Source organism: Sinorhizobium kostiense (assembly GCF_017874595.1).
Taxonomy (GTDB): Bacteria; Pseudomonadota; Alphaproteobacteria; order Rhizobiales; family Rhizobiaceae; genus Sinorhizobium; species Sinorhizobium kostiense.
This window is the reverse complement of record NZ_JAGILA010000011.1, coordinates 112,308-130,325: the sequence shown is the minus strand read 5'-3', so window position 1 is coordinate 130,325 and position 18,018 is coordinate 112,308. Positions and strand designations below refer to the sequence as shown.

Here is an 18,018-nt window from a genome sequence, read left to right as displayed (position 1 = left end):
CCGGAGCAAGCCGTGGGGGATACGCGTCGAGGGAAGCTAGCAGAATGGATTACGACGTAATCGTCATCGGCGGCGGGCTGGTAGGCGTATCGATAGCCTGGGGTCTGTCGAAATGCGGACAAAGGGTTGCAATCGTCGACGAAGGCGATCTGGCAAACCGGGCCGCCCGGGCGAATTTCGGTCTCGTATGGAGCTCAAGCAAGGGCCTCGGCAACGCCGCCTATTCGCGATGGTCGCGAACCTCGACCGCGAACTGGCACCAGCTGGCTGCCGAACTCAAGGCCGAGACCGGCCTCGACACTGGCTTTGTCCAGTCGGGCGGCTTCTCAATTCGGCTCACGCCTACGGAGCTGGAGCGCGGGATCGCATCGATGGCGAAGCTCGCCGGCCAACCAGGAATGGACGCGGAAGGAACGCCGCCGCTCGAATATGAGGTACTCGATCAGGCGGAGACGCGCCGCCGCTTACCCCTGGTCGGCGAGACGGTGGCAGGCACGATTTTCAGCCCGCTCGATGGACACGCAAACCCGCTGCGGCTGTTCGCCGGCTTTCACAAGGCGCTTAAGCAGCGTGGCGTTCATTATTTTCCGCATCAGAAGACGACTTCGATACGCCATCGCGGCGGCGCGTTCGAAGTGGCTGGAGAAGGATGGAGGCTCGGTGGCGGCAAGGTCGTACTTGCGGCCGGCATCGGCAACACTACGCTCGCCCCGATGGTTGGGCTGAGCGTTCCGCTCACGCCCAGCCGCGGCCAGATCATCGTCACCGAGCGGCTGAAGCCCTTCCTCAGCCATGCTACCGGCTATCTGCGACAGACAGACGAAGGCTCTGTACTGATCGGGGAGAGCAAGGAGGCGACGATCGATCACCAGCGGCCGCGAGGACCAATCACCGCAGTTCTGGCTGAGCGCGCCCTACGCACCTTCCCACTGCTCAGGGACGCCAAGGCGGTGCGGATCTGGGCCGCATTCCGTGTGGTGACGCCGGACGGCTACCCCATTTACGAGCAATCGGAGAGGTTTCCAGGCGCGTTCGCATTTGCCTGCCATTCCGGCGTGACGCTGGCGGCGAACCATGCGCTTGTTCTGCCGCGACAAATCTCGGCCGGGGCGCTTTCTGAGGATCTTTCAGTGTTTCATTCCCGGAGGTTCCATGTTCCGGCGGCTGCCTGACAGAAAAGAGAGTTCGGTCTCATTCACATTCGACGGCGTGCCGACGATGGCCTGCCAAGGCGACAGCGTTGCCTCTGCACTGTTGGCCGCTGGACATTGCAGCACGCGGCGCACCCCGGTGTCCGGCGCCGTCCGTGGTCCTTACTGCATGATGGGTGTCTGCTTCGAGTGCCTCGTCAAAATCGATGGCCGGCCGAACCGGCAGGGTTGCATGACCACCGTGGTGGAGGGAATGCGGGTCGAAACACAGGATGGCGCGGCCATGCCGGGGCAGGAAGAATGATTAAAGACATTCAGTCTGCCGCCAATCTCGCGCCTGCCTATGACCTCGTCGTCGTTGGCGCCGGGCCCGCCGGCCTCTCGGCAGCCATCGAAGCCTCGACCCACGGCCTCGCCGTATTGCTGGCTGACGAAAATGAATCGCCCGGCGGCCAGATCTATCGGTCGGTCGACCGTGCTTCGGATGCCGATCTCACGCGCATGGGGCCGGACTACGCTGCCGGTCGGCGGCTGATCGAGCGGTTCCGGGGCGCAGACTTGAGCTATGCCCGCCGTGCGACGGTGTGGAGCGTCGGGCCTGCTGACGAGGAAACCGGCGACGGCGCGCATGCGCTCGAGGTCGGGATCTCGCTCGGCGGCATTGCTCGGCCGATCGCCGCCGATCGAGTGATCCTCGCAACCGGCGCGCTCGAGCGTCCGTTCCCATTCCCGGGTTGGACCATGCCCGGCGTCATGGCGGCGGGAGCGGCGCAGATCTTGATGAAGTCGTCAGGCCTCGTGCCCTCCGGGCGGACGATCCTCGCCGGAACCGGACCGCTGCTGTACTTGCTGGCAAGCCAGCTCCTCAGGGCCGGCGTCTCCGTGATAGCGGTCGTCGACACCACGCCGGTCGAGAACTGGCGCTTGGCCCTGCCTCACGTGCTTAGCTTTGCCACGTCGCCCTATGCCCTCAAGGGCCTGAAGCTTCTCTTGGAGGTTCACCGTCATACTCGTGTCATCCGCGGGGCGACCGCGATCGAGGCTGTCGGTTCCGGACAATTCAGCGCCTTGCGGGTCCATCGCAGCAACAAGTCCCTGCACATCGAAGGCGACCTGCTCCTTCTGCACCAGGGGATTGCACCGAACCTCAATCTCACGCTCGCAGCCGGGTGCGACTACGTCTGGGACGAGCGCCTCGCAGCCTTCCGCCCGAACGTCGACGGTCGCGGCGCGAGTTCGGTTTCGGGGGTCTCGATCGCCGGCGATGCGGCGGGGATTGTCGGAGCGGTTGCCTCGGCTCACCAAGGAGAACTCGCGGGCCTAGCTGCGGCGCTCGACCTAAATCGCATTGGCCAGAGTGTCTACGAACAGCGCCGGGCGCAACACGCGCAAAAGCTCGCGCGAGCCCTGAGGGGCAGGACTTTCATCGACGATCGGTTCCGGCCCGGCAAAACGTTTCGCGTGCCCGAGGACGACGGCACCATCATTTGCCGCTGTGAAGAAATTACGGCCGGCAAGCTGCGTGAAGTTGCGGCGCTCGGCGTGCCGGGGCCCAACCAGATGAAGGCGTTCACACGATGCGGAATGGGACCATGCCAGGGCCGGCTGTGCGGTCTGACCGCGGTTGAACTGCTGGCTCAATGTCGTGGCGTTCCGCCCGGCGAGGTCGGTTACTATCGGCTACGCCCGCCCATCAAACCCGTGACACTGAGCGAGCTCGCCGCTTTGCCCCACACGGAGGCAGCCACCATCGCTGTCGCCGGATTCGTGGAACGCGCCCACGATGGGGCGCAGGACGCCACATATGGGAGCCACCGATGAGACATACCCACAAGTTCTATATCGATGGTGAGTGGATCGAGCCCTCGGTGTCGAAGACACTTGAGGTAATCGATCCCTCGACGGCGCAGCCGATGGGTACGATCGCACTCGGCAGTGCCACCGACGCGAAAAAAGCGATCGCGGCCGCGCGGCGGGCCTTTGCCTCCTTCTCGCAGACGTCCAAGGAAGAGCGCATCGAACTGCTGAAGCGCATCGTGACGATCCTGAAGCGACGCAATGACGAGCTCGGCGACATCATCTCGCGGGAAATGGGCGCGCCGCTCGTTATGGCCCGGGCCGAGCAGGCCGGCATCGGCGCTGCCCATTTCGAGCAGACGATCAAGGCTCTTGAGACCTTTGCCTTCGACTACATGCAGGGCTCGACCCGCATCGTGCACGAACCGGTCGGGGTCGTCGGCATGATCACGCCGTGGAACTGGCCGATCAACCAGATCGCCTGCAAGGTCGCTCCGGCGCTCGCCACGGGATGCACCATGGTGCTGAAGCCTTCGGAGATCGCTCCCTTCAACGCCGTCGTCTTTGCCGAGATCATGGATGAGGCCGGCGTGCCGAAGGGCGTCTTCAACCTCGTTCAGGGCGACGGCCCGACGGTTGGCACGATGCTGGCCAGCCATCCGGACGTCGACATGGTGTCCTTCACCGGGTCGACCCGCGCCGGCATTGCCGTGGCGCAGGCCGCGGCACCGACGGTCAAGCGGGTGCATCAGGAGCTCGGCGGCAAGTCGCCGAACATCATCCTGCGCAGCGCCGACTTCCAAGCGGCGATCGCCGCCGGGGTGCGCCGGTGCTTCGGCAATTCCGGCCAGACTTGTACTGCGCCAACTCGGATGCTGGTCCCTGCGGAGCGAATGGACGAAGCGGGCTCGATCGCCGCGAAGGAAGCAGCTGCACTCGTTGTCGGTCCGCCTTCGGACCCGCGTACAGACCTCGGACCCGTCGCCAGCGCCGCCCAGTTCGAAAAGATCCAGGCGCTGATCAAGCGGGGCATCGCGGAAGGAGCGGAGCTCGTCGCCGGTGGCCCTGGCCGCCCTTCGCATCTCAATGCGGGCTATTACGTGCGCCCGACCGTGTTTGCCCGCGTCTCCAATCAGATGACGATTGCGCGGGAGGAAATCTTCGGCCCGGTGCTGTCAATCATCGGCTATGACAGCGAGGATGAAGCGATCGCGATCGCCAATGACACGCCCTATGGCCTCGCAGCCTACATTCAGGGCGATCCGAAGGAAGCGCGGGCGCTCGCAGCCAGGCTGCGCGCCGGCACCGTTCGCCTCAACAGCTCCGCCTGGGACAGCGCCGCCCCCTTCGGCGGCTACAAGCAATCCGGCAACGGTCGGGAATACGGGAAGTTCGGACTGCACGAGTTTACCGAGATCAAGGGCATCGTCGGCTTCTCGAACGAGTGAAATGTGCAAAATAGGTGTGCCCGCTCCGGGTGCCTGGCGCACGTCGCGCCTGGTACGGCCCCCTCGCGCATAAGCGGGAGATGCTGGCGAGCCGGGGGCTACACAGTCGGACAGCACCGGGAAAGCCGTCTTTCGGGCACTCACTGCGCGCCGAACCGCGTCGAGATTTGTTAAGTCGCCTCATCTGGAAGCCTCAGGTGCGCCTATAGTCGTCGCGCACCTGAGTTTTGCTTTCACTCGTAAACGCAGACGTAGATCTTGCGTACAGTCTCGATCGTGCGCCAAACACCGACGAAACCCGGCTTCATGACGAAGCTGTCACCAGCGCGATAGGTCTTCGTCTCGCCGCCCTTCTCCTCGATTTCCACGAGGCCTGAAATGATGTGGCAGAATTCGTAGGTGGTCCCCTTGATCGAATGATGCTCGCCAGGCGTAGCCTCCCAGACGCCGGTCAGCACCTTCTCTCCTTTCGAAGCGTCCTGTGCCCAGGTCTTGAAGAACGGATTCCCCGAAATGAGCCGGTCCGGTCCGGGAACCGCGTCCTTTGGCGTGAAGTTCGGATCGGTGTCGATAGTAATCAACAGTGACATGTCATGTTCCTTTTTTGCTTCGCAGATCGATGGGGCCGATCAATTCTTTTTCGGCGCGGGCCGGATATCCCTGCGCGGTTGAGCTGCCGATGGGCGGTAGTTTCAGCACCTTCATATGAACTCAGCCCGCATGTCCTTCGGCAGCAGCCGGCAACCGTTATATTGAACATATCGCCGTGTGCCTCTGAGCTGGGCCAAGCGTCACCCAGAATAGGTCGATGCAGGAGTTGGTTTTGCCAAACAGAGCGGCGGTTCAGGAGATGATTTCAAAAATTCGCCGCGAACCAGCGACACCTGCTCGCCCCTGCGACGGATGTCGCCGAGTTTACGGCATACACGCTGACGTCTATGCGGATGTTCACGCTGTCCCAGCCTGATGCGGGGCGCGGGCACGGGGTTCTGCTGAAACGTTCGGAGCGCCGGCCCCGGCGCGCGACCAACTTGCGACGATCTACGACGCCGCTCGATAAAGTAGCAAATTGGATCTCAGTTGAATTTGTGCTTATTTGATCCTGCCGGGTGCCGGACAGCGCTTGCAATTCTCACGCGAAACCGTCTGGGTAAGACGCGGGCGACGCCCGCTGAACCACCCCCTCTAGTTTCGCAACAAGGTTGGTCTCGCGGTCAGCTGAGGCTGCGGGTCTGGTGTAAATGTGGCAAGCGAGCATGTCACGAAGGCGGATCCCGCCTGACTGAGAAACCGAATCATGCAGGAGGATGGAGCCCGTACGCGGCTTTGAACGAAGAGGAGGAGAAGACCATGCCAGGCAAGAAGATACTCATGCTTACCGGTGACTTCACCGAAGAATACGAAATCTTCGTGTTCCAGCAGGCCATGGAGGCCGTCGGTCATACGGTCCATGTCGTCTGCCCGGACAAGAAGGCGGGCGACATACTGCGCACGTCCCTGCACGACTTCGAAGGTGACCAGACCTACACCGAGAAACTCGGCCACAACGTCGTCATCAACAAGACGTTCTCGGAAGCAGAAACTCAACTCGACGAGTATCACGCCGTTTACTGCGCCGGCGGCCGTGGCCCGGAATACATCCGCACCGACAGGCGCGTGCAGGCGATCGTGCGCCACTTTCACGAAGAGCAGAAGCCGATCTTCACGATCTGCCACGGCGTACAAATCCTGGTCGCCGTCGACGGTGTCGTTCGCGGCAAGAAGGTCGGCGCTCTCGGCGCCTGCGAGCCGGAAGTCAGGCTGGCCGGCGGCACCTATATCGACCTTTCCCCTACCGAGGCCTATGTCGACGGCACGATGGTATCGGCAAAGGGCTGGACGGCGCTTGCCGCCTTCATGCGGGAGTGCCTCAAGGTCCTCGGCACCGAGATCTACCACAATTGATGGACTATGAGCCCGGCGCGTGACCCCGCGCGCCGGGCTGCGTTTTCGCTAGAGCCTTTCCTGGTCAGGTGGAGAGGCTCTATGACGCCCCCCGGTTCCAGCCGCGCCCTCTGTTGCCGAACATCTCGTATCCGTCATTCGTGACGGCGAGCGTATCCTCGAGCTTGATGAAGCCGCGCTTCGGGTGAAGCATCGTCGTCTCGACGGAAATGACCATGCCTGCCTCCAGGGGTCGATCCGCGTCCACGCCTTCATAGGCAACCGGGTGGTTGGTCATCAGGAAGGGTGCTTCGTGGGTGATGAGCCCCATGCCGTGGCAGAAGAAGTCGGTAAAGGCGGCCGAAGGCAAGCTTTTCAAGACACCTTCCGCCGCAGCGATCATCTCGCGGCCGGAAGCGCCGGCCCTGATCCTGGCGAAGGCCGCCTGCTGGATCGACTCGACTTCGGCTAACAGATCCTCGAGCTCCGCATCGGGCTCGCCGAGCACGCCCATGCGGCAAAGGTCACCGATATAGCCCTGGTAGTTGCCACCGGAATCGATCGAAAGCACCTCGCCTTTCGCCCACGCCTGCGGCGAGGCCGCGCGATTGTGACTGGCGCCGAGGGTCAGCAGGCAATACTCGAAATGGAGCCCGCGATTGGTCTCTTCCCGCCTCAGCCATTCGATGATCTCGCCCTTCGTGGATCCCTCCCTTGCCGCCGCGATTGTCGCCAGCATGGAGTCCGTGATGAGCTCCGAGGCAAGCTTGAGTTTTTGAAGCTCCTGCGGCGTCTTGATCGCGCGCAGTCGCTCAAGCGTGTGCGTCGCGTCCACGAAACCCGCCCCTTCGAGGCGAGAAGCCAACAGATCCCGCGCATCGGAAGGCAGAAACGGCGGCTCGATGCCGATGCGAGCACCCGCCTTGCCGATCTTCTTCAGGTGCTCGACGGCAAGCGCTGCCGCATCGAGCGTGCCCCAGGTCGCCGTATGGACCGCGGGTGTCCAGAAGGGTTTGTTCTGGTGTTCTCCCCCTTCCATGCGGTTGCCGACATAGGCCGCGTGATCGGGCGAGCCCTTCTCATAAACGACGATCGGAAGATAGCGGCTGTGGCCGATCGCATCCATTGCGGCGAAGAAGATGAACTTGTAGCCGCCGAGCAGGTACTGCGTATTGTGCTTGGAGGTGGCGAGCAGCACGTCGATACCCGCCTCCTCCATCAGCCTGTCGAGTTTGGCCGCATCGAAAGGCGGCTCCATCAGCGCTTCGCTTTGATTGATGTTCACGGACCTTCTCCCAAAAGCCGTTGCCGCGCGTCTTCAGGCGCCAGGCGGGATCAATCGGAAATCCGGCAGATCCCGAAGCGTACGCTCGGGGCCGGCTGGCGAATAGACGACAAACAGCTGCATCGGGGCGGATCCGGTGTTCTTCGTCGAGTGGAACCGGCTTTCCGGCACATAGATTGTGCAACCGGGCCCCACCTTCCGCGTCACCGGATTGCCGTTCTCGTCCTCCACCATTTGTTCGCCCTCGCCCGAGATCACGAAGATGATCTCTTCCGCACCGGGATGATTGTGACGGGCGTGCCCCTCGCCGCTCGGCAAGTCCACCACACCGCCCGAGAAGCGCTCGGCCCCGTTCACCTCGGGCGCGACCGTCAGTGCGAGGCGGCCCCAGTCGAAGCCGAAGCTGGCGACATCCTTCGGGTAGAGAAAATACTTGTCTGTTGCCATTCCGCGGCCTCCTCCCGCATCCTGCTTGCTTCAGACCACCGTGCTGATGGCAAGCGCCTTGAAGTCTTCCGTCTGCTTGCGGATCGCCACCTCGGCGGGCAGGCGTTCCATGGAGCTTGCGCCATAAAAACCGTTGCAGCTAGGGCAACGATCCAGGATGTAGCGTGCATCCTCCGGCATCGAAATCGGTCCGCCGTGGCAGAGCACGATGACATCCTTGCGTACCGAGCGTGCGGCGTTCGCGATTGCGTCGATTTCCCTCACGCAGTCGTCGAGCGACATCGCGGAAGTGGCGCCGATCGCGCCGCCCGTGGTAACGCCCATATGAGCGACGATGATGTCTGCACCGGCCCTAGCCATCGCGATCGCCTCTTCCTCGTTGAAGACATAGGGCGTCGTCAGCAGGTCGAGCCGGTGGGCCTCGGCAATCATGTCCACCTCAAGACCGTAGCCCATACCGGTCTCCTCGAAGCTCTGCCGCATTCTTCCGTCGAAGAGGCCGATGGTCGGGAAGTTCTGTACGCCGGCAAAGCCCATGGCTTTCAGCTCCGCGAGAAACTGCGGCATCAATACGAATGGGTCGGTGCCATTGACGCCGGCGAGTACCGGCGTCTTCTTGACGACCGGCAGCACCTCCAGGGCCATTTCCTTGACGATCTCGTTGGCGTTTCCATAGGCGAGCAGACCGGCCGCCGAGCCGCGGCCGGCCATGCGGTAACGGCCGGAATTATAGATGATGATGAGGTCGATGCCGCCCGCCTCCTCGGCCTTGGCCGAAATCCCCGTGCCGGCCCCGCCGCCGATGATCGGCTTGCCGGCGGCGATCATGCCGTGGAACTTTTCAAGAATGGTCTTGCGGGGGAATGCTGGCATCGGCGTCACCTTCAGGGGTTGGCGATAGCTCGGTAGGCGGCGACTGCCGCCTCGGCGAACTGCGGATCGTTGATGTGGAGCGGAAGCCGTTCTATGCGGCGCGTGTCGGTCGTTTCGACGGCGGCTTCCAGGGCCCCGAAAAGCGCCGCATCCGCCTGAGGATCGAAGAATGCGCCGCCTTCGATATCGAGCGCCGACACGCCTCTCTCGGGGATCAGGAACCGGAGCGGGCCTTTGCAGAGGTTCAGCTTCGCGCCGATCCACCTCCCGATCGCGGCGCACTCCTCCGCGGTCGTGCGCATGAGCGTGACGTTCGGGTTGTGGCGGTAAAAGAGCCGGCCGGCATAACGCTCCGGTACCGTCTCGGGTGCCCAGAAATTCACCATGTCCAATGCGCCGACCGAGCCGACATAGGGCAGTTCGGTGCGTGCAATTGCGCCGAAGCGATCCTCCGTCGCCGCCAGCACGCCGCCGAAGAGAAGATCGCAGACCTCCGTCGTCGTTATGTCGAGCACGCCCGAAAGAAGCCCGCTGTCCGCAAGCTTTTCCATCGCGCGTCCGCCGGTGCCAGTCGCGTGAAAGACAACACAATCATGGTCGGCCTTCAGTCGTTCGACCATGGCAGCCACACAGGGCGTCGTCACGCCGAACATGGTAAGGCCGAGAGCGGGCTTCGAGGCCGTTTCCTTCGCCGGCCGGTTCGCCATGGCGGTAATCGCTTCGGCCGCATTGTGCAGGATCGTGCGGCTCACACGGTTGAGCCCAGCCATATCCGTAACCGACGGCATCATGATGATGTCGGAGACGTCGACATAAGGGGCCACGTTGCCGGAAGCGAGCGTCGAAACCATGACCTTCGGCAGCCCGAGCGGCAGCCTGCGCATGCCGGCGGTGATGATCGACGTACCGCCGCCGCCACCGATGCCCACCACGCCGTCGACGTCGTCCCGCGCGGCAAGAAAACGCGCGAACGCCTCGCCCATCGCGGCGACCGCAGTCCCGCGGTCGTCCCCCGAAAGAACCGCGGCGGGACCTTCCGAATGCATGGAAGCTACGGTTTCGGCGGAGATATCGACCGCAATGGTGGGGCTACGCGTGCCGACATCGACCAGAACAGGCCGCCCGCCCGCCGCCTCGATGCGGGAGGCAAGATAAGCGAGTTCCTCCCCTTTCGTGTCGGCGGTGCCGACGACGTAGATGTGCTTCATCTCTCCTCCCTGGCGGCGGGGCCCTCCTTAGCCCTTGCCGCCCCATGCCGGCCGGTTCGCCGGCTCTTGCAAATTTATGAGATGCGCGTATCATAAAGACATGGATGTCTCACGTCAACAGAACGAATCCGCCTTGCGCAACGAACGTGGTCCCCGGGCCCGCACACGCAAACTCATGCTGGAAACGGCCACACGGCTGATGCAGTCCGGTATCACGCCATCGGTGAGTGAGGTCGCGGAAGCCGCCGAAGTTTCACGCGCGACCGCGTATCGCTATTTTCCGAGCCAGGCGGCGCTGGTGCATGCGGTGGTGGACGAGGCGCTTGGGCCGATCCTCGACTGGCGTTCCGAAGCGCCCGACGCGCGCACTCGCGTTGCCGATCTTCTCGCGACCGCCATGCCGCGCATCGACGAGTTCGAGGCGACCTTCAAGGCGGCGCTGAAGCTTACGCTGGACCAATGGGCGCAGCGTCAGGCCGGCACGCTGGGTAACGAACCGCAACTGACGCGCGGCCACCGCGTCGAACTCCTGCGACAGGTCACCGCCCCCCTCGACGGCAAGGTGTCCCCCGAGGCCTGCGAGCAGCTCGCTCAGGCGCTCTCGCTGGTGTTCGGTGTCGAGGTGCTGGTCGTGCTCAAGGACATCTGGGGGCTCTCGGCCGAACGCGCGCAAGCCGTTGCAGAGTGGGCGGCGGCAGCTTTGGTCGAGGCGGCGATCCGGGAGGCGCGAACCGCGGCATGACACCGCGCACCCTGCCCCAAACGGAAAACTGGTTTAACCAATTTAGCTGATACGCATGTATGACTGCTGATGGAGAGCGTGGGTAAGATTGAACTGCTGGCGAGCATACCAAGCTGCGCACCGTCCGGTTCGCCCGGTTTAAGCGATAATCTGCAGCAAGAGACAACGAGACAGGGACCTTGACGCTCGCCAGCTTTGGTAATACCAGATTGGTACTGCGGCCGTTTGGCTTGAAAACTGACACGAGGCACGAGGGTCGAGGAGGACCCGCCGCAGAAGCGCCAATCAGGAGGATTTAACAGACGGACCGCCGCGGTAAGGCGGCGGCGTGTACAAAAGGGGAGGAAATATCATGCGCAAGTCAGTGGCCGGCTTGTTGGCCGGTATCAGTTTTATGTTTGCCAGCGGGACATCCGCGCAATCGCAAGAATTGACGATTTTCTGGGCCGAATGGGACCCGGCCAATTATCTCCAGGAGCTCGTCAACGAATACGAGGCCGAGACCGGCGTGAAGGTCACGGTCGAAACGACCCCTTGGGCGGATTTCCAGACGAAGGCGTTCACCGAATTCAACGCCAAGGGCTCGGCCTATGACATGGTCGTCGGCGACTCGCAGTGGATCGGCGCCGCATCGGAGGCCGGCCACTACGTCGACCTCACCGAGTTCTTCAACAAGCACAAGCTGAACGAGGTGATGGCTCCTGCCACAGTGAAGTACTACTCGGAATATCCTGCGAATTCCGGCAAGTACTGGTCGATCCCGGCCGAGGGCGACGCGGTCGGCTGGTCCTATCGCAAGGATTGGTTCGAAGACCCGAAGGAGATGGAAGCCTTCAAGGCGAAATATGGCTACGACCTCGCCCCGCCGAAGGACTGGAAGCAGTTGCGCGACATCGCCGAGTTCTTCCATCGTCCGGACCAGAAGCGCTACGGCATCGCGATCTATACCGACAACTCCTATGACGGTCTCGTAATGGGTGTAGAGAACGCCATCTTCTCGTTCGGTGGAGAACTCGGCGACTACAGCACCTATAAGGTCGACGGGATCATCAACTCGGAGCAGAACGTCAAGGCTCTGGAAACCTACCGCGAGCTTTACGGTTTCACCCCTCCCGGCTGGGCCAAGGCCTTCTTCGTGGAGAACAACCAGGCGATCACCGAGAACCTGGCAGCGATGAGCATGAACTACTTCGCCTTCTTCCCGGCACTGGTCAATGAAGCATCGAACCCGAACGCGAAGGTCACCGGCTTCTTCGCCAACCCGGCCGGCCCGAATGGCGACCAGTATGCCGCTCTCGGCGGCCAGGGCATCTCCATCGTCTCCTATTCCGAGAACAAGGAAGAGGCGATGAAATTCCTCGAGTGGTTCATCAAGGACGAGACGCAGAAGCGTTGGGCCGAACTCGGCGGTTACACGGCAAGCGCCAAGGTACTGGAGTCCGAAGAATTCCAGAACGCGACGCCCTACAACAAGGCCTTCTACGAGACGATGTTCAAGGTGAAGGACTTCTGGGCGACGCCGGAATATGCCGAATTGCTGATCCAGATGAACCAACGCATCTACCCATATGTGACGGCCGGCCAGGGCACGGCAAAGGAGGCGCTCGACGCTCTCGCCAAAGACTGGAACGCAACCTTCAAGAAGTACGGCCGCCAGTAACAGTCAAGACATCGCGGGAGGGAGCCGGCTCCCTCCCGTTTCTTCGACTTGGTACCGAACGGTACCCGCGCGGACGCGGCTTCGCGCTCAGGATAGGCGCAACAGATGGCGCGAGTGCGCCCGTCACTGAGCTCTCGGAGGAGGAGCACATTGGCCACCGTGGTTATGACATCGCTGGATTCGAAGTCGCGGGCTGCTTCGCGGGGTATGAGCGACATCAAGATTCGCAATCTCTTCATTATTCCGACGATCCTGTTCCTGATCGTCTTCAACATCTTCCCGTTGATCTATTCTCTCGGGTATTCTTTTACCGACTTTCGTGCTTCGACGAATGCTCCGGCCGCCTTCGTCGGCCTGCAGAACTACCGGGAACTGCTGAACGACCCCTTCATCTGGGCGAATTTCGCCATTACGGCGAAATACGTGATCGTGTCGGTCACCGGTCAGGTTGTCGTCGGTTTCGGCACGGCAATGCTGCTTAACCGTGAGATTCCGTTCAAGGGTCTGATCACGACACTGCTTCTGCTGCCGATGATGCTGTCGATGGCAGTGGTCGGGCTCTTCTGGAAGCTGCTCTATGATCCGTCCTTCGGCATCATCAACTACGCTCTCGGCCTCGGCTCTTTCGAGTGGCTGGCGAATCCCGACATGGCACTCTACGCTGTCGCCATCACCGACATCTGGATGTGGTCACCCTTCGTGATGCTGCTCTCGCTCGCCGGTCTCTCGGCCGTACCGCGGCACCTTTACGAGGCGGCGGCGATTGATCGGGCGGGACCGTTCTACACCTTCTTCCGCATCACCCTGCCGCTCGTGGCACCGATCCTCATGATCGCGATCATCTTCCGCACCATGGAGGCTTTCAAGACTTTCGACCTCGCCTATATCCTCACGAGCCAGCCGACGACGGAAGTGATCTCGATCCGCCTCTACAAGATGGCGTTTCAGGAGTGGCAGACCGGCCGGTCCTGCGCACTCGCCTACATAGTGCTGATCATGGTGCTCGCGATCACCAATATTTACGTCAAGTATCTCAACAGGGTGAAGGAGCGCTGAGATGGCGGCCGTCCAAACTCGCTCCGAGCGCGCGCTGAACCGGCTGGCGATCGCCGCCGTACTCGTCATCACGCTGCTGTTCCTCGCACCGATCTACTGGATCACGTCTACGGCCTTCAAACCGCGCAATCTCGCGACGACCATCCCGCCGACGGTCGTTTTCGAGCCGGAGATCTCACCCTTCGTCAAGCTCTTCACCAAGCGCTCGCAGCTGCGCACAGCACCGGAGCCCGAAGACTATGCAGCCGCACCATGGTGGGAGCGGCTGGTCTTCGACGGCGGTGAAAAGGTGGTGCGCTCGGGACGCGGAGAGGTGCAGCTGTCCGGTTACCCGAACCGCTTCATGAACTCGCTGATCGTCGCGATCACCTCTACGGTGCTCGCCGTCAGCATGGGTACCTTCACGGCCTATGGTTTCTCGCGGTTCAAGATGAAGGGCGAGGCGGACCTGTTGTTCTTCATCTTGTCGACCCGCATGCTGCCGCCCGTGGTCGTGGCAATCCCCATGTTCCTGATGTACCGGGCTGTCGGGCTGAACGACACCCACTGGGGTCTGATCATCCTCTATACCGCCTTCAATCTCTCCTTCTCGGTCTGGCTGATGAAAGGCTTCATCGACGAGATTCCGAAGGAATACGAGGAAGCGGCGCTCGTCGACGGCTACACGCGTCTGCAAGCCTTCTTCAAGATCGTGCTGCCGGAGGCCGCCACGGGCATCGCCGCGACCGCCGTCTTTTGCTTCATCACAGCGTGGAACGAGTATGCTTTCGCGCTGATCATGACGAACCGGCGCGCACAAACGGCACCGCCCTTCATTCCGAGCCAGGTCGGCTCTGGCCTGCCGGATTGGACCGTCATTGCCGCGGGTACCTTCCTGTTCCTGCTGCCGGTCGCCATCTTCACCTTCCTGCTCAGGAACCATCTCCTGCGCGGCATGAGTTTCGGAGCGATCCGCAAATGACCTTTCGTGCCATAAACCAGAAGTATCTCGAGCCAGGCTCACAGTTCCTGATGATCTTCGGCATCATCGCGCTGTGCCAGCCTTGGAACCTGTTCCTCCATCGCTACGGGCTGACGATGACGTTGGTCGGGCTGGTTGCCTTCATGATCACGTCCAAGGTCCCGCCGGAACAGAAAACTGACGAGAGCAGGAATCCATGACGCAGATTGAATTACGCGGCATCGAGAAGAACTTTGGTGCCGTTCAGGTCATCAAGAACCTCAATCTCGCCATCGCCGATAACGAGTTCATCGTCCTGCTCGGCCAGTCCGGCTGCGGCAAGACGACGACGCTGCGCGCGATCGCCGGGCTTGAAACTGTCGATGAAGGCGACATTCTCATCGACGGTCAGCCAGTGCAGCACTTGAAGGCATCGCACCGGGACATTGCCTTTGTGTTCCAGTCCTTCTCGCTCTACCCGCATATGACGGTCTTCGAGAATATCGCCTTCCCGCTCCGCGCCACGCGCGGCAACCGTACGGATATAGAGCGCGAGGTCCAGGCGGTTGCCAAAACGCTGCAGATCACCCACCTGCTCGCGAAAAGGCCCTCCGCGCTTTCAGGCGGCGACATGCAGCGCGTGGCGATCGGCCGGGCGCTCGTCCGGCGTCCCAAGGCGATGCTCATGGATGAGCCGATCGGCGCTCTCGACGCGAAGCTCCGCGAGGAGATGCGCGCCGAAATCAAGCGGCTCCACATCAAGCAGGGCTCGACTACGATCTACGTAACCCATGACCAGGTCGAAGCGATGTCGCTCGCCGATCGTATTGTCGTCATGCACGAAGGAGTGCTGCAGCAAGTCGGCACCCCCCACGAGGTTTACGCTCGTCCCGCCAACATGTTTGTCGCGCAATTCGTCGGGAGTCCGGTCATGAACATGGCTGAGGTGACTGTTTCGGCGGATACCGGGCATGCGCGCGTCCAGGTCTGGGATGCTTCAACCGCCTTCGATTTTCCCTCCAGTGTCACGGCTCAACTCGCTGCCGCCGGGGCCGAAAACGGCAATGTCACCCTTGGCGTGCGACCTGAAGGGGTTCTCGTCTCACGGGAAGCACGCGAGGGCTTCGTGCCCGTGGAGGCCCATATCATCGAACCGCTCGGCTCGCATGACATCGTAGACCTGCAGGTTGGCGCTCAGATGCTGCGGGCAAGGACGAAAAGCGGCTTCGTAGCCAGACCCGGCGAGGCCGTCTGGGCTCGGATAAATCCCGCTCAGGCGCATTTCTTCGACAGCTCGACCGGCACATCTTTTGGGATCAGGCTCTGATGGCGCATATCGAACTCAAGGGCATCACCAAGACCTTCGGAGACCACGTCGCCCTGAAGGATCTCAGCTTCGAAATTGCCGACGGAGAGTTTTTCGTGCTGCTCGGCGAGACGGGCGCCGGCAAGACGACGACCCTCAGGCTGATTGCCGGGCTCGAAAAGCCGACAGGTGGACAGATCTTTATCGATGGCGAGGATGTCGCCGACTGGGGCGCCGCCGAACGCGACGTGGCACTGGTGCTGCAGCAGTATTCGCTTTATCCTCGCTACACGGTCCGCGAGAACCTCGAATTCCCGCTCAAGTCTCGCATCCGGCGTGTCGAACCGGCCGAAATCGAGGAGCGTGTCGCCCGCGCCGCAAAGACGCTCCGCATCGAGCATCTGCTCGACCGGAAGACGGACCGCCTGTCGGGTGGCGAGATGCAGCGCGTTTCCATCGGTCGGGCGATAGTCCGCAAGCCGCGCGTCTTTCTGATGGACGAGCCCCTCTCCGCCCTCGACGCAAAACTTCGAGAGGCGCTCCGCACTGAGCTCAAGAACCTCCAGATGAATCTCGGGGCGACCTTTCTCTTCGTGACCCACGATCAGATCGAGGCCATGTCGATGGGCGACAAGATCGGCGTGCTCAACAACGGCCAGCTCGTTCAGACCGGTACGCCGCAGGAGATCTATCGCAATCCGGTCAACACTTTCGTTGCACGCGCCGTTGGCTCGCCGCCGATGAACCTGATCTCCGGAAGGCTTGCAGGCAGCGAGGCCATCGCGGACGAGGGCTACCGATTGCCTTTTGACGCGGCGCTCGGCACCGCTGTTGACGCACGGCCCCTGACCTTCGGCATCCGCCCCGAAGATCTCTTCCTTGAAAGCGGAGCACCCGGCGAGGCCCGCGTGCACGACGTCGAGAACCATGGCGTCGAGAAGATCGTCACGCTTCGCACAGGCAACCACTTCTTGCAGGCGACGGTGCCGGCTCACACCGACCTTGAGATCGAGGAAACTGTTCGCTTCTCCTGGGATCCGGGAAAGGTCGTGCTCTTCGACGGCGAAAGTGGGATAAGCCTGCGCCACGCCGGTTGACCCGCCATGGGCGACGATCGAAAATCGGCTCCATCCTGTCGTGACTATCACTGTCATTCACGCGGCAATGGAGCGCGTGTCGCATCTGGAACGGGCGAAGTCCCGTGGCCTTACGCCGGAAACCGGCGCCGATAGTGCTCGACGACCTCGGGGTTGCGGAGGCTGACGGGCAACCCGCCTTCCAAGATGCGGATCACCTCGGCCGCAGTGCCCGTTCCCATGCGCCTCATGCTTTCCTCGGTGATACCGGCGAGGTGAGGCGTCACGATCACATTGTCCAACCGAAGGTAAGGATGCTCGAGCGGCAGGGGCTGTGCAGAGAACACATCGAGCGCAGCTCCGCCGATGCGGCCCGTCTCCAGCGCCTCGACCAAGGCTCTGTCATCCACGACGGGGCCGCGCGACACATTGACAAGGATCGCGCCCGGCTTCATGCGCGCAATACGCTCGCGGCTCAAAAGCCCCGTCGTTTCAGCCGTGAGCGGGCAACAGAGAACGACGATATCCGCCGTGGATACCAGATCGTCGACCGAGAGAAACCGCACACCGCCGGGCAGGCTTTCCGGCGAGCGGCTGTTGGCAACGATCTCCAGCCCGAACCCGGATTTCGCGACCCGGAAGACTGCCTTCCCCACATTGCCCATGCCGATGATGCCCATGGTTCGGCCGCCGAGGTCGAGTGATCGGTCCGAATGGGCTCGCCCGGCACTCCAGCCCCTGCTTCTGAGATCGCGGTCCATGGGACGGAACTGGCGCAGCAATGCGAGCGTCACCATGAAGACGTGCTCCGCGACCGTCGGCGCATTGACGCCCGGTACGTTGGCGATAAGCACACCGGCCGCCGTGGCCGCGTCATAGGGAATCATGTCGAGCCCTGCGCCGTGCCGGACTGCCGCGCGCAATGCCGGTGCTTCTTTGAAGAAGGCGGGCGGAATCGGCGCGCGCACGATGACAATCTCCGCACCCTCGCCTTCCCGAAGCAGCGTCTCGGGATCAGGGGCGGACGCGACGCGAAGATCACCCGCCGTCTTCAGCATGGCCTCGGCGTCGCGGTGCAAGGGATGGGTCGAGAAAATGAAACTCAT

General features: G+C 62.3%; 18 protein-coding genes. 12 read left to right on the top strand and 6 right to left on the bottom strand.

Annotated features, from left to right (window positions below; all coding sequences use genetic code 11):
* Positions 1-44: 44 nt before the first annotated feature.
* Genes J2Z31_RS27800 through J2Z31_RS27785 form a run of 4 tightly spaced genes read left to right on the top strand, consistent with a single transcriptional unit; the run spans position 45 to position 4,396 of the window.
* Positions 45-1,172, top strand: coding sequence for an NAD(P)/FAD-dependent oxidoreductase (locus J2Z31_RS27800; protein ID WP_209606790.1), 1,128 nt, complete (start codon positions 45-47; stop codon positions 1,170-1,172).
* Positions 1,153-1,455 carry a (2Fe-2S)-binding protein gene (locus J2Z31_RS27795; RefSeq protein WP_209606788.1) on the top strand — a complete coding sequence of 101 codons (303 nt, stop codon included), beginning with the start codon at positions 1,153-1,155 and terminating at the stop codon, positions 1,453-1,455. Before J2Z31_RS27800 ends, J2Z31_RS27795 begins: the two co-directional genes overlap by 20 nt.
* Positions 1,452-2,972 (top strand): NAD(P)/FAD-dependent oxidoreductase, encoded by a 1,521-nt coding sequence (locus J2Z31_RS27790; RefSeq protein ID WP_209606786.1) that lies wholly within the window; start codon positions 1,452-1,454, stop codon positions 2,970-2,972. The genes J2Z31_RS27795 and J2Z31_RS27790 overlap by 4 nt, the downstream gene beginning before the upstream one ends.
* Complete coding sequence (locus J2Z31_RS27785) at positions 2,969-4,396, top strand: aldehyde dehydrogenase family protein (RefSeq protein ID WP_209606784.1); 1,428 nt, start codon at positions 2,969-2,971, stop codon at positions 4,394-4,396. The genes J2Z31_RS27790 and J2Z31_RS27785 overlap by 4 nt, the downstream gene beginning before the upstream one ends.
* 233 nt (positions 4,397-4,629) lie before the next feature.
* Here the strand turns inward: J2Z31_RS27785 and J2Z31_RS27780 are convergent, their stop codons facing one another.
* Positions 4,630-4,986 (bottom strand): cupin domain-containing protein, encoded by a 357-nt coding sequence (locus tag J2Z31_RS27780; RefSeq protein WP_209606782.1) that lies wholly within the window; start codon positions 4,984-4,986, stop codon positions 4,630-4,632.
* Positions 4,987-5,746: 760 nt separating this feature from the next.
* On the opposite strand from J2Z31_RS27780, the gene J2Z31_RS27775 reads away from it, so the two are divergent.
* Positions 5,747-6,340: a DJ-1/PfpI family protein gene (locus tag J2Z31_RS27775; RefSeq protein WP_209606780.1), complete on the top strand. Its 594-nt coding sequence runs from the start codon at positions 5,747-5,749 to the stop codon at positions 6,338-6,340.
* 79 nt (positions 6,341-6,419) lie between these two features.
* Here the strand turns inward: J2Z31_RS27775 and J2Z31_RS27770 are convergent, their stop codons facing one another.
* The 4 genes from J2Z31_RS27770 to J2Z31_RS27755 are packed head-to-tail and all read right to left on the bottom strand — an operon-like array spanning position 6,420 to position 10,132.
* Complete coding sequence (locus J2Z31_RS27770) at positions 6,420-7,577, bottom strand: M24 family metallopeptidase (protein WP_234939727.1); 1,158 nt, start codon at positions 7,575-7,577, stop codon at positions 6,420-6,422.
* 60 nt (positions 7,578-7,637) lie between these two features.
* A complete protein-coding gene (locus J2Z31_RS27765; RefSeq protein ID WP_209606776.1) occupies positions 7,638-8,051 on the bottom strand; it encodes a cupin domain-containing protein in 414 nt (137 codons plus the stop codon).
* A 30-nt stretch (positions 8,052-8,081) separates the two neighbouring features.
* Complete coding sequence (locus J2Z31_RS27760; RefSeq protein WP_209606774.1) at positions 8,082-8,924, bottom strand: phosphoenolpyruvate hydrolase family protein; 843 nt, start codon at positions 8,922-8,924, stop codon at positions 8,082-8,084.
* Between the two features lie 11 nt (positions 8,925-8,935).
* Positions 8,936-10,132: a Tm-1-like ATP-binding domain-containing protein gene (locus J2Z31_RS27755; protein WP_209606772.1), complete on the bottom strand. Its 1,197-nt coding sequence runs from the start codon at positions 10,130-10,132 to the stop codon at positions 8,936-8,938.
* A 100-nt stretch (positions 10,133-10,232) separates the two neighbouring features.
* Between J2Z31_RS27755 and J2Z31_RS27750 the strand changes: the two genes are divergently transcribed.
* From J2Z31_RS27750 to J2Z31_RS27720, 7 genes are all read left to right on the top strand, one after another.
* A complete protein-coding gene (locus tag J2Z31_RS27750) occupies positions 10,233-10,874 on the top strand; it encodes a TetR/AcrR family transcriptional regulator (RefSeq protein ID WP_209606770.1) in 642 nt (213 codons plus the stop codon).
* A gap of 352 nt (positions 10,875-11,226) precedes the next feature.
* On the top strand, positions 11,227-12,534 hold the full coding sequence (locus J2Z31_RS27745; RefSeq protein ID WP_209606768.1) for an ABC transporter substrate-binding protein: 1,308 nt from the start codon (positions 11,227-11,229) through the stop codon (positions 12,532-12,534).
* A 150-nt stretch (positions 12,535-12,684) separates the two neighbouring features.
* Entirely contained in the window at positions 12,685-13,590 is a 906-nt protein-coding gene (locus J2Z31_RS27740; protein WP_209606766.1) for a carbohydrate ABC transporter permease, read from the top strand.
* 1 nt (position 13,591) lies between these two features.
* Positions 13,592-14,551, top strand: coding sequence for a carbohydrate ABC transporter permease (locus tag J2Z31_RS27735; protein WP_209606764.1), 960 nt, complete (start codon positions 13,592-13,594; stop codon positions 14,549-14,551).
* On the top strand, positions 14,548-14,751 hold the full coding sequence (locus J2Z31_RS27730; RefSeq protein WP_209606762.1) for a hypothetical protein: 204 nt from the start codon (positions 14,548-14,550) through the stop codon (positions 14,749-14,751). Before J2Z31_RS27735 ends, J2Z31_RS27730 begins: the two co-directional genes overlap by 4 nt.
* Positions 14,748-15,857 carry an ABC transporter ATP-binding protein gene (locus J2Z31_RS27725; protein ID WP_209606760.1) on the top strand — a complete coding sequence of 370 codons (1,110 nt, stop codon included), beginning with the start codon at positions 14,748-14,750 and terminating at the stop codon, positions 15,855-15,857. The genes J2Z31_RS27730 and J2Z31_RS27725 overlap by 4 nt, the downstream gene beginning before the upstream one ends.
* Positions 15,857-16,933 (top strand): ABC transporter ATP-binding protein, encoded by a 1,077-nt coding sequence (locus J2Z31_RS27720; protein ID WP_209606758.1) that lies wholly within the window; start codon positions 15,857-15,859, stop codon positions 16,931-16,933. The genes J2Z31_RS27725 and J2Z31_RS27720 overlap by 1 nt, the downstream gene beginning before the upstream one ends.
* A 110-nt stretch (positions 16,934-17,043) precedes the next feature.
* On the opposite strand, the gene J2Z31_RS27715 is transcribed toward J2Z31_RS27720, so the two are convergent.
* A complete protein-coding gene (locus J2Z31_RS27715) occupies positions 17,044-18,018 on the bottom strand; it encodes a hydroxyacid dehydrogenase (RefSeq protein ID WP_209606756.1) in 975 nt (324 codons plus the stop codon).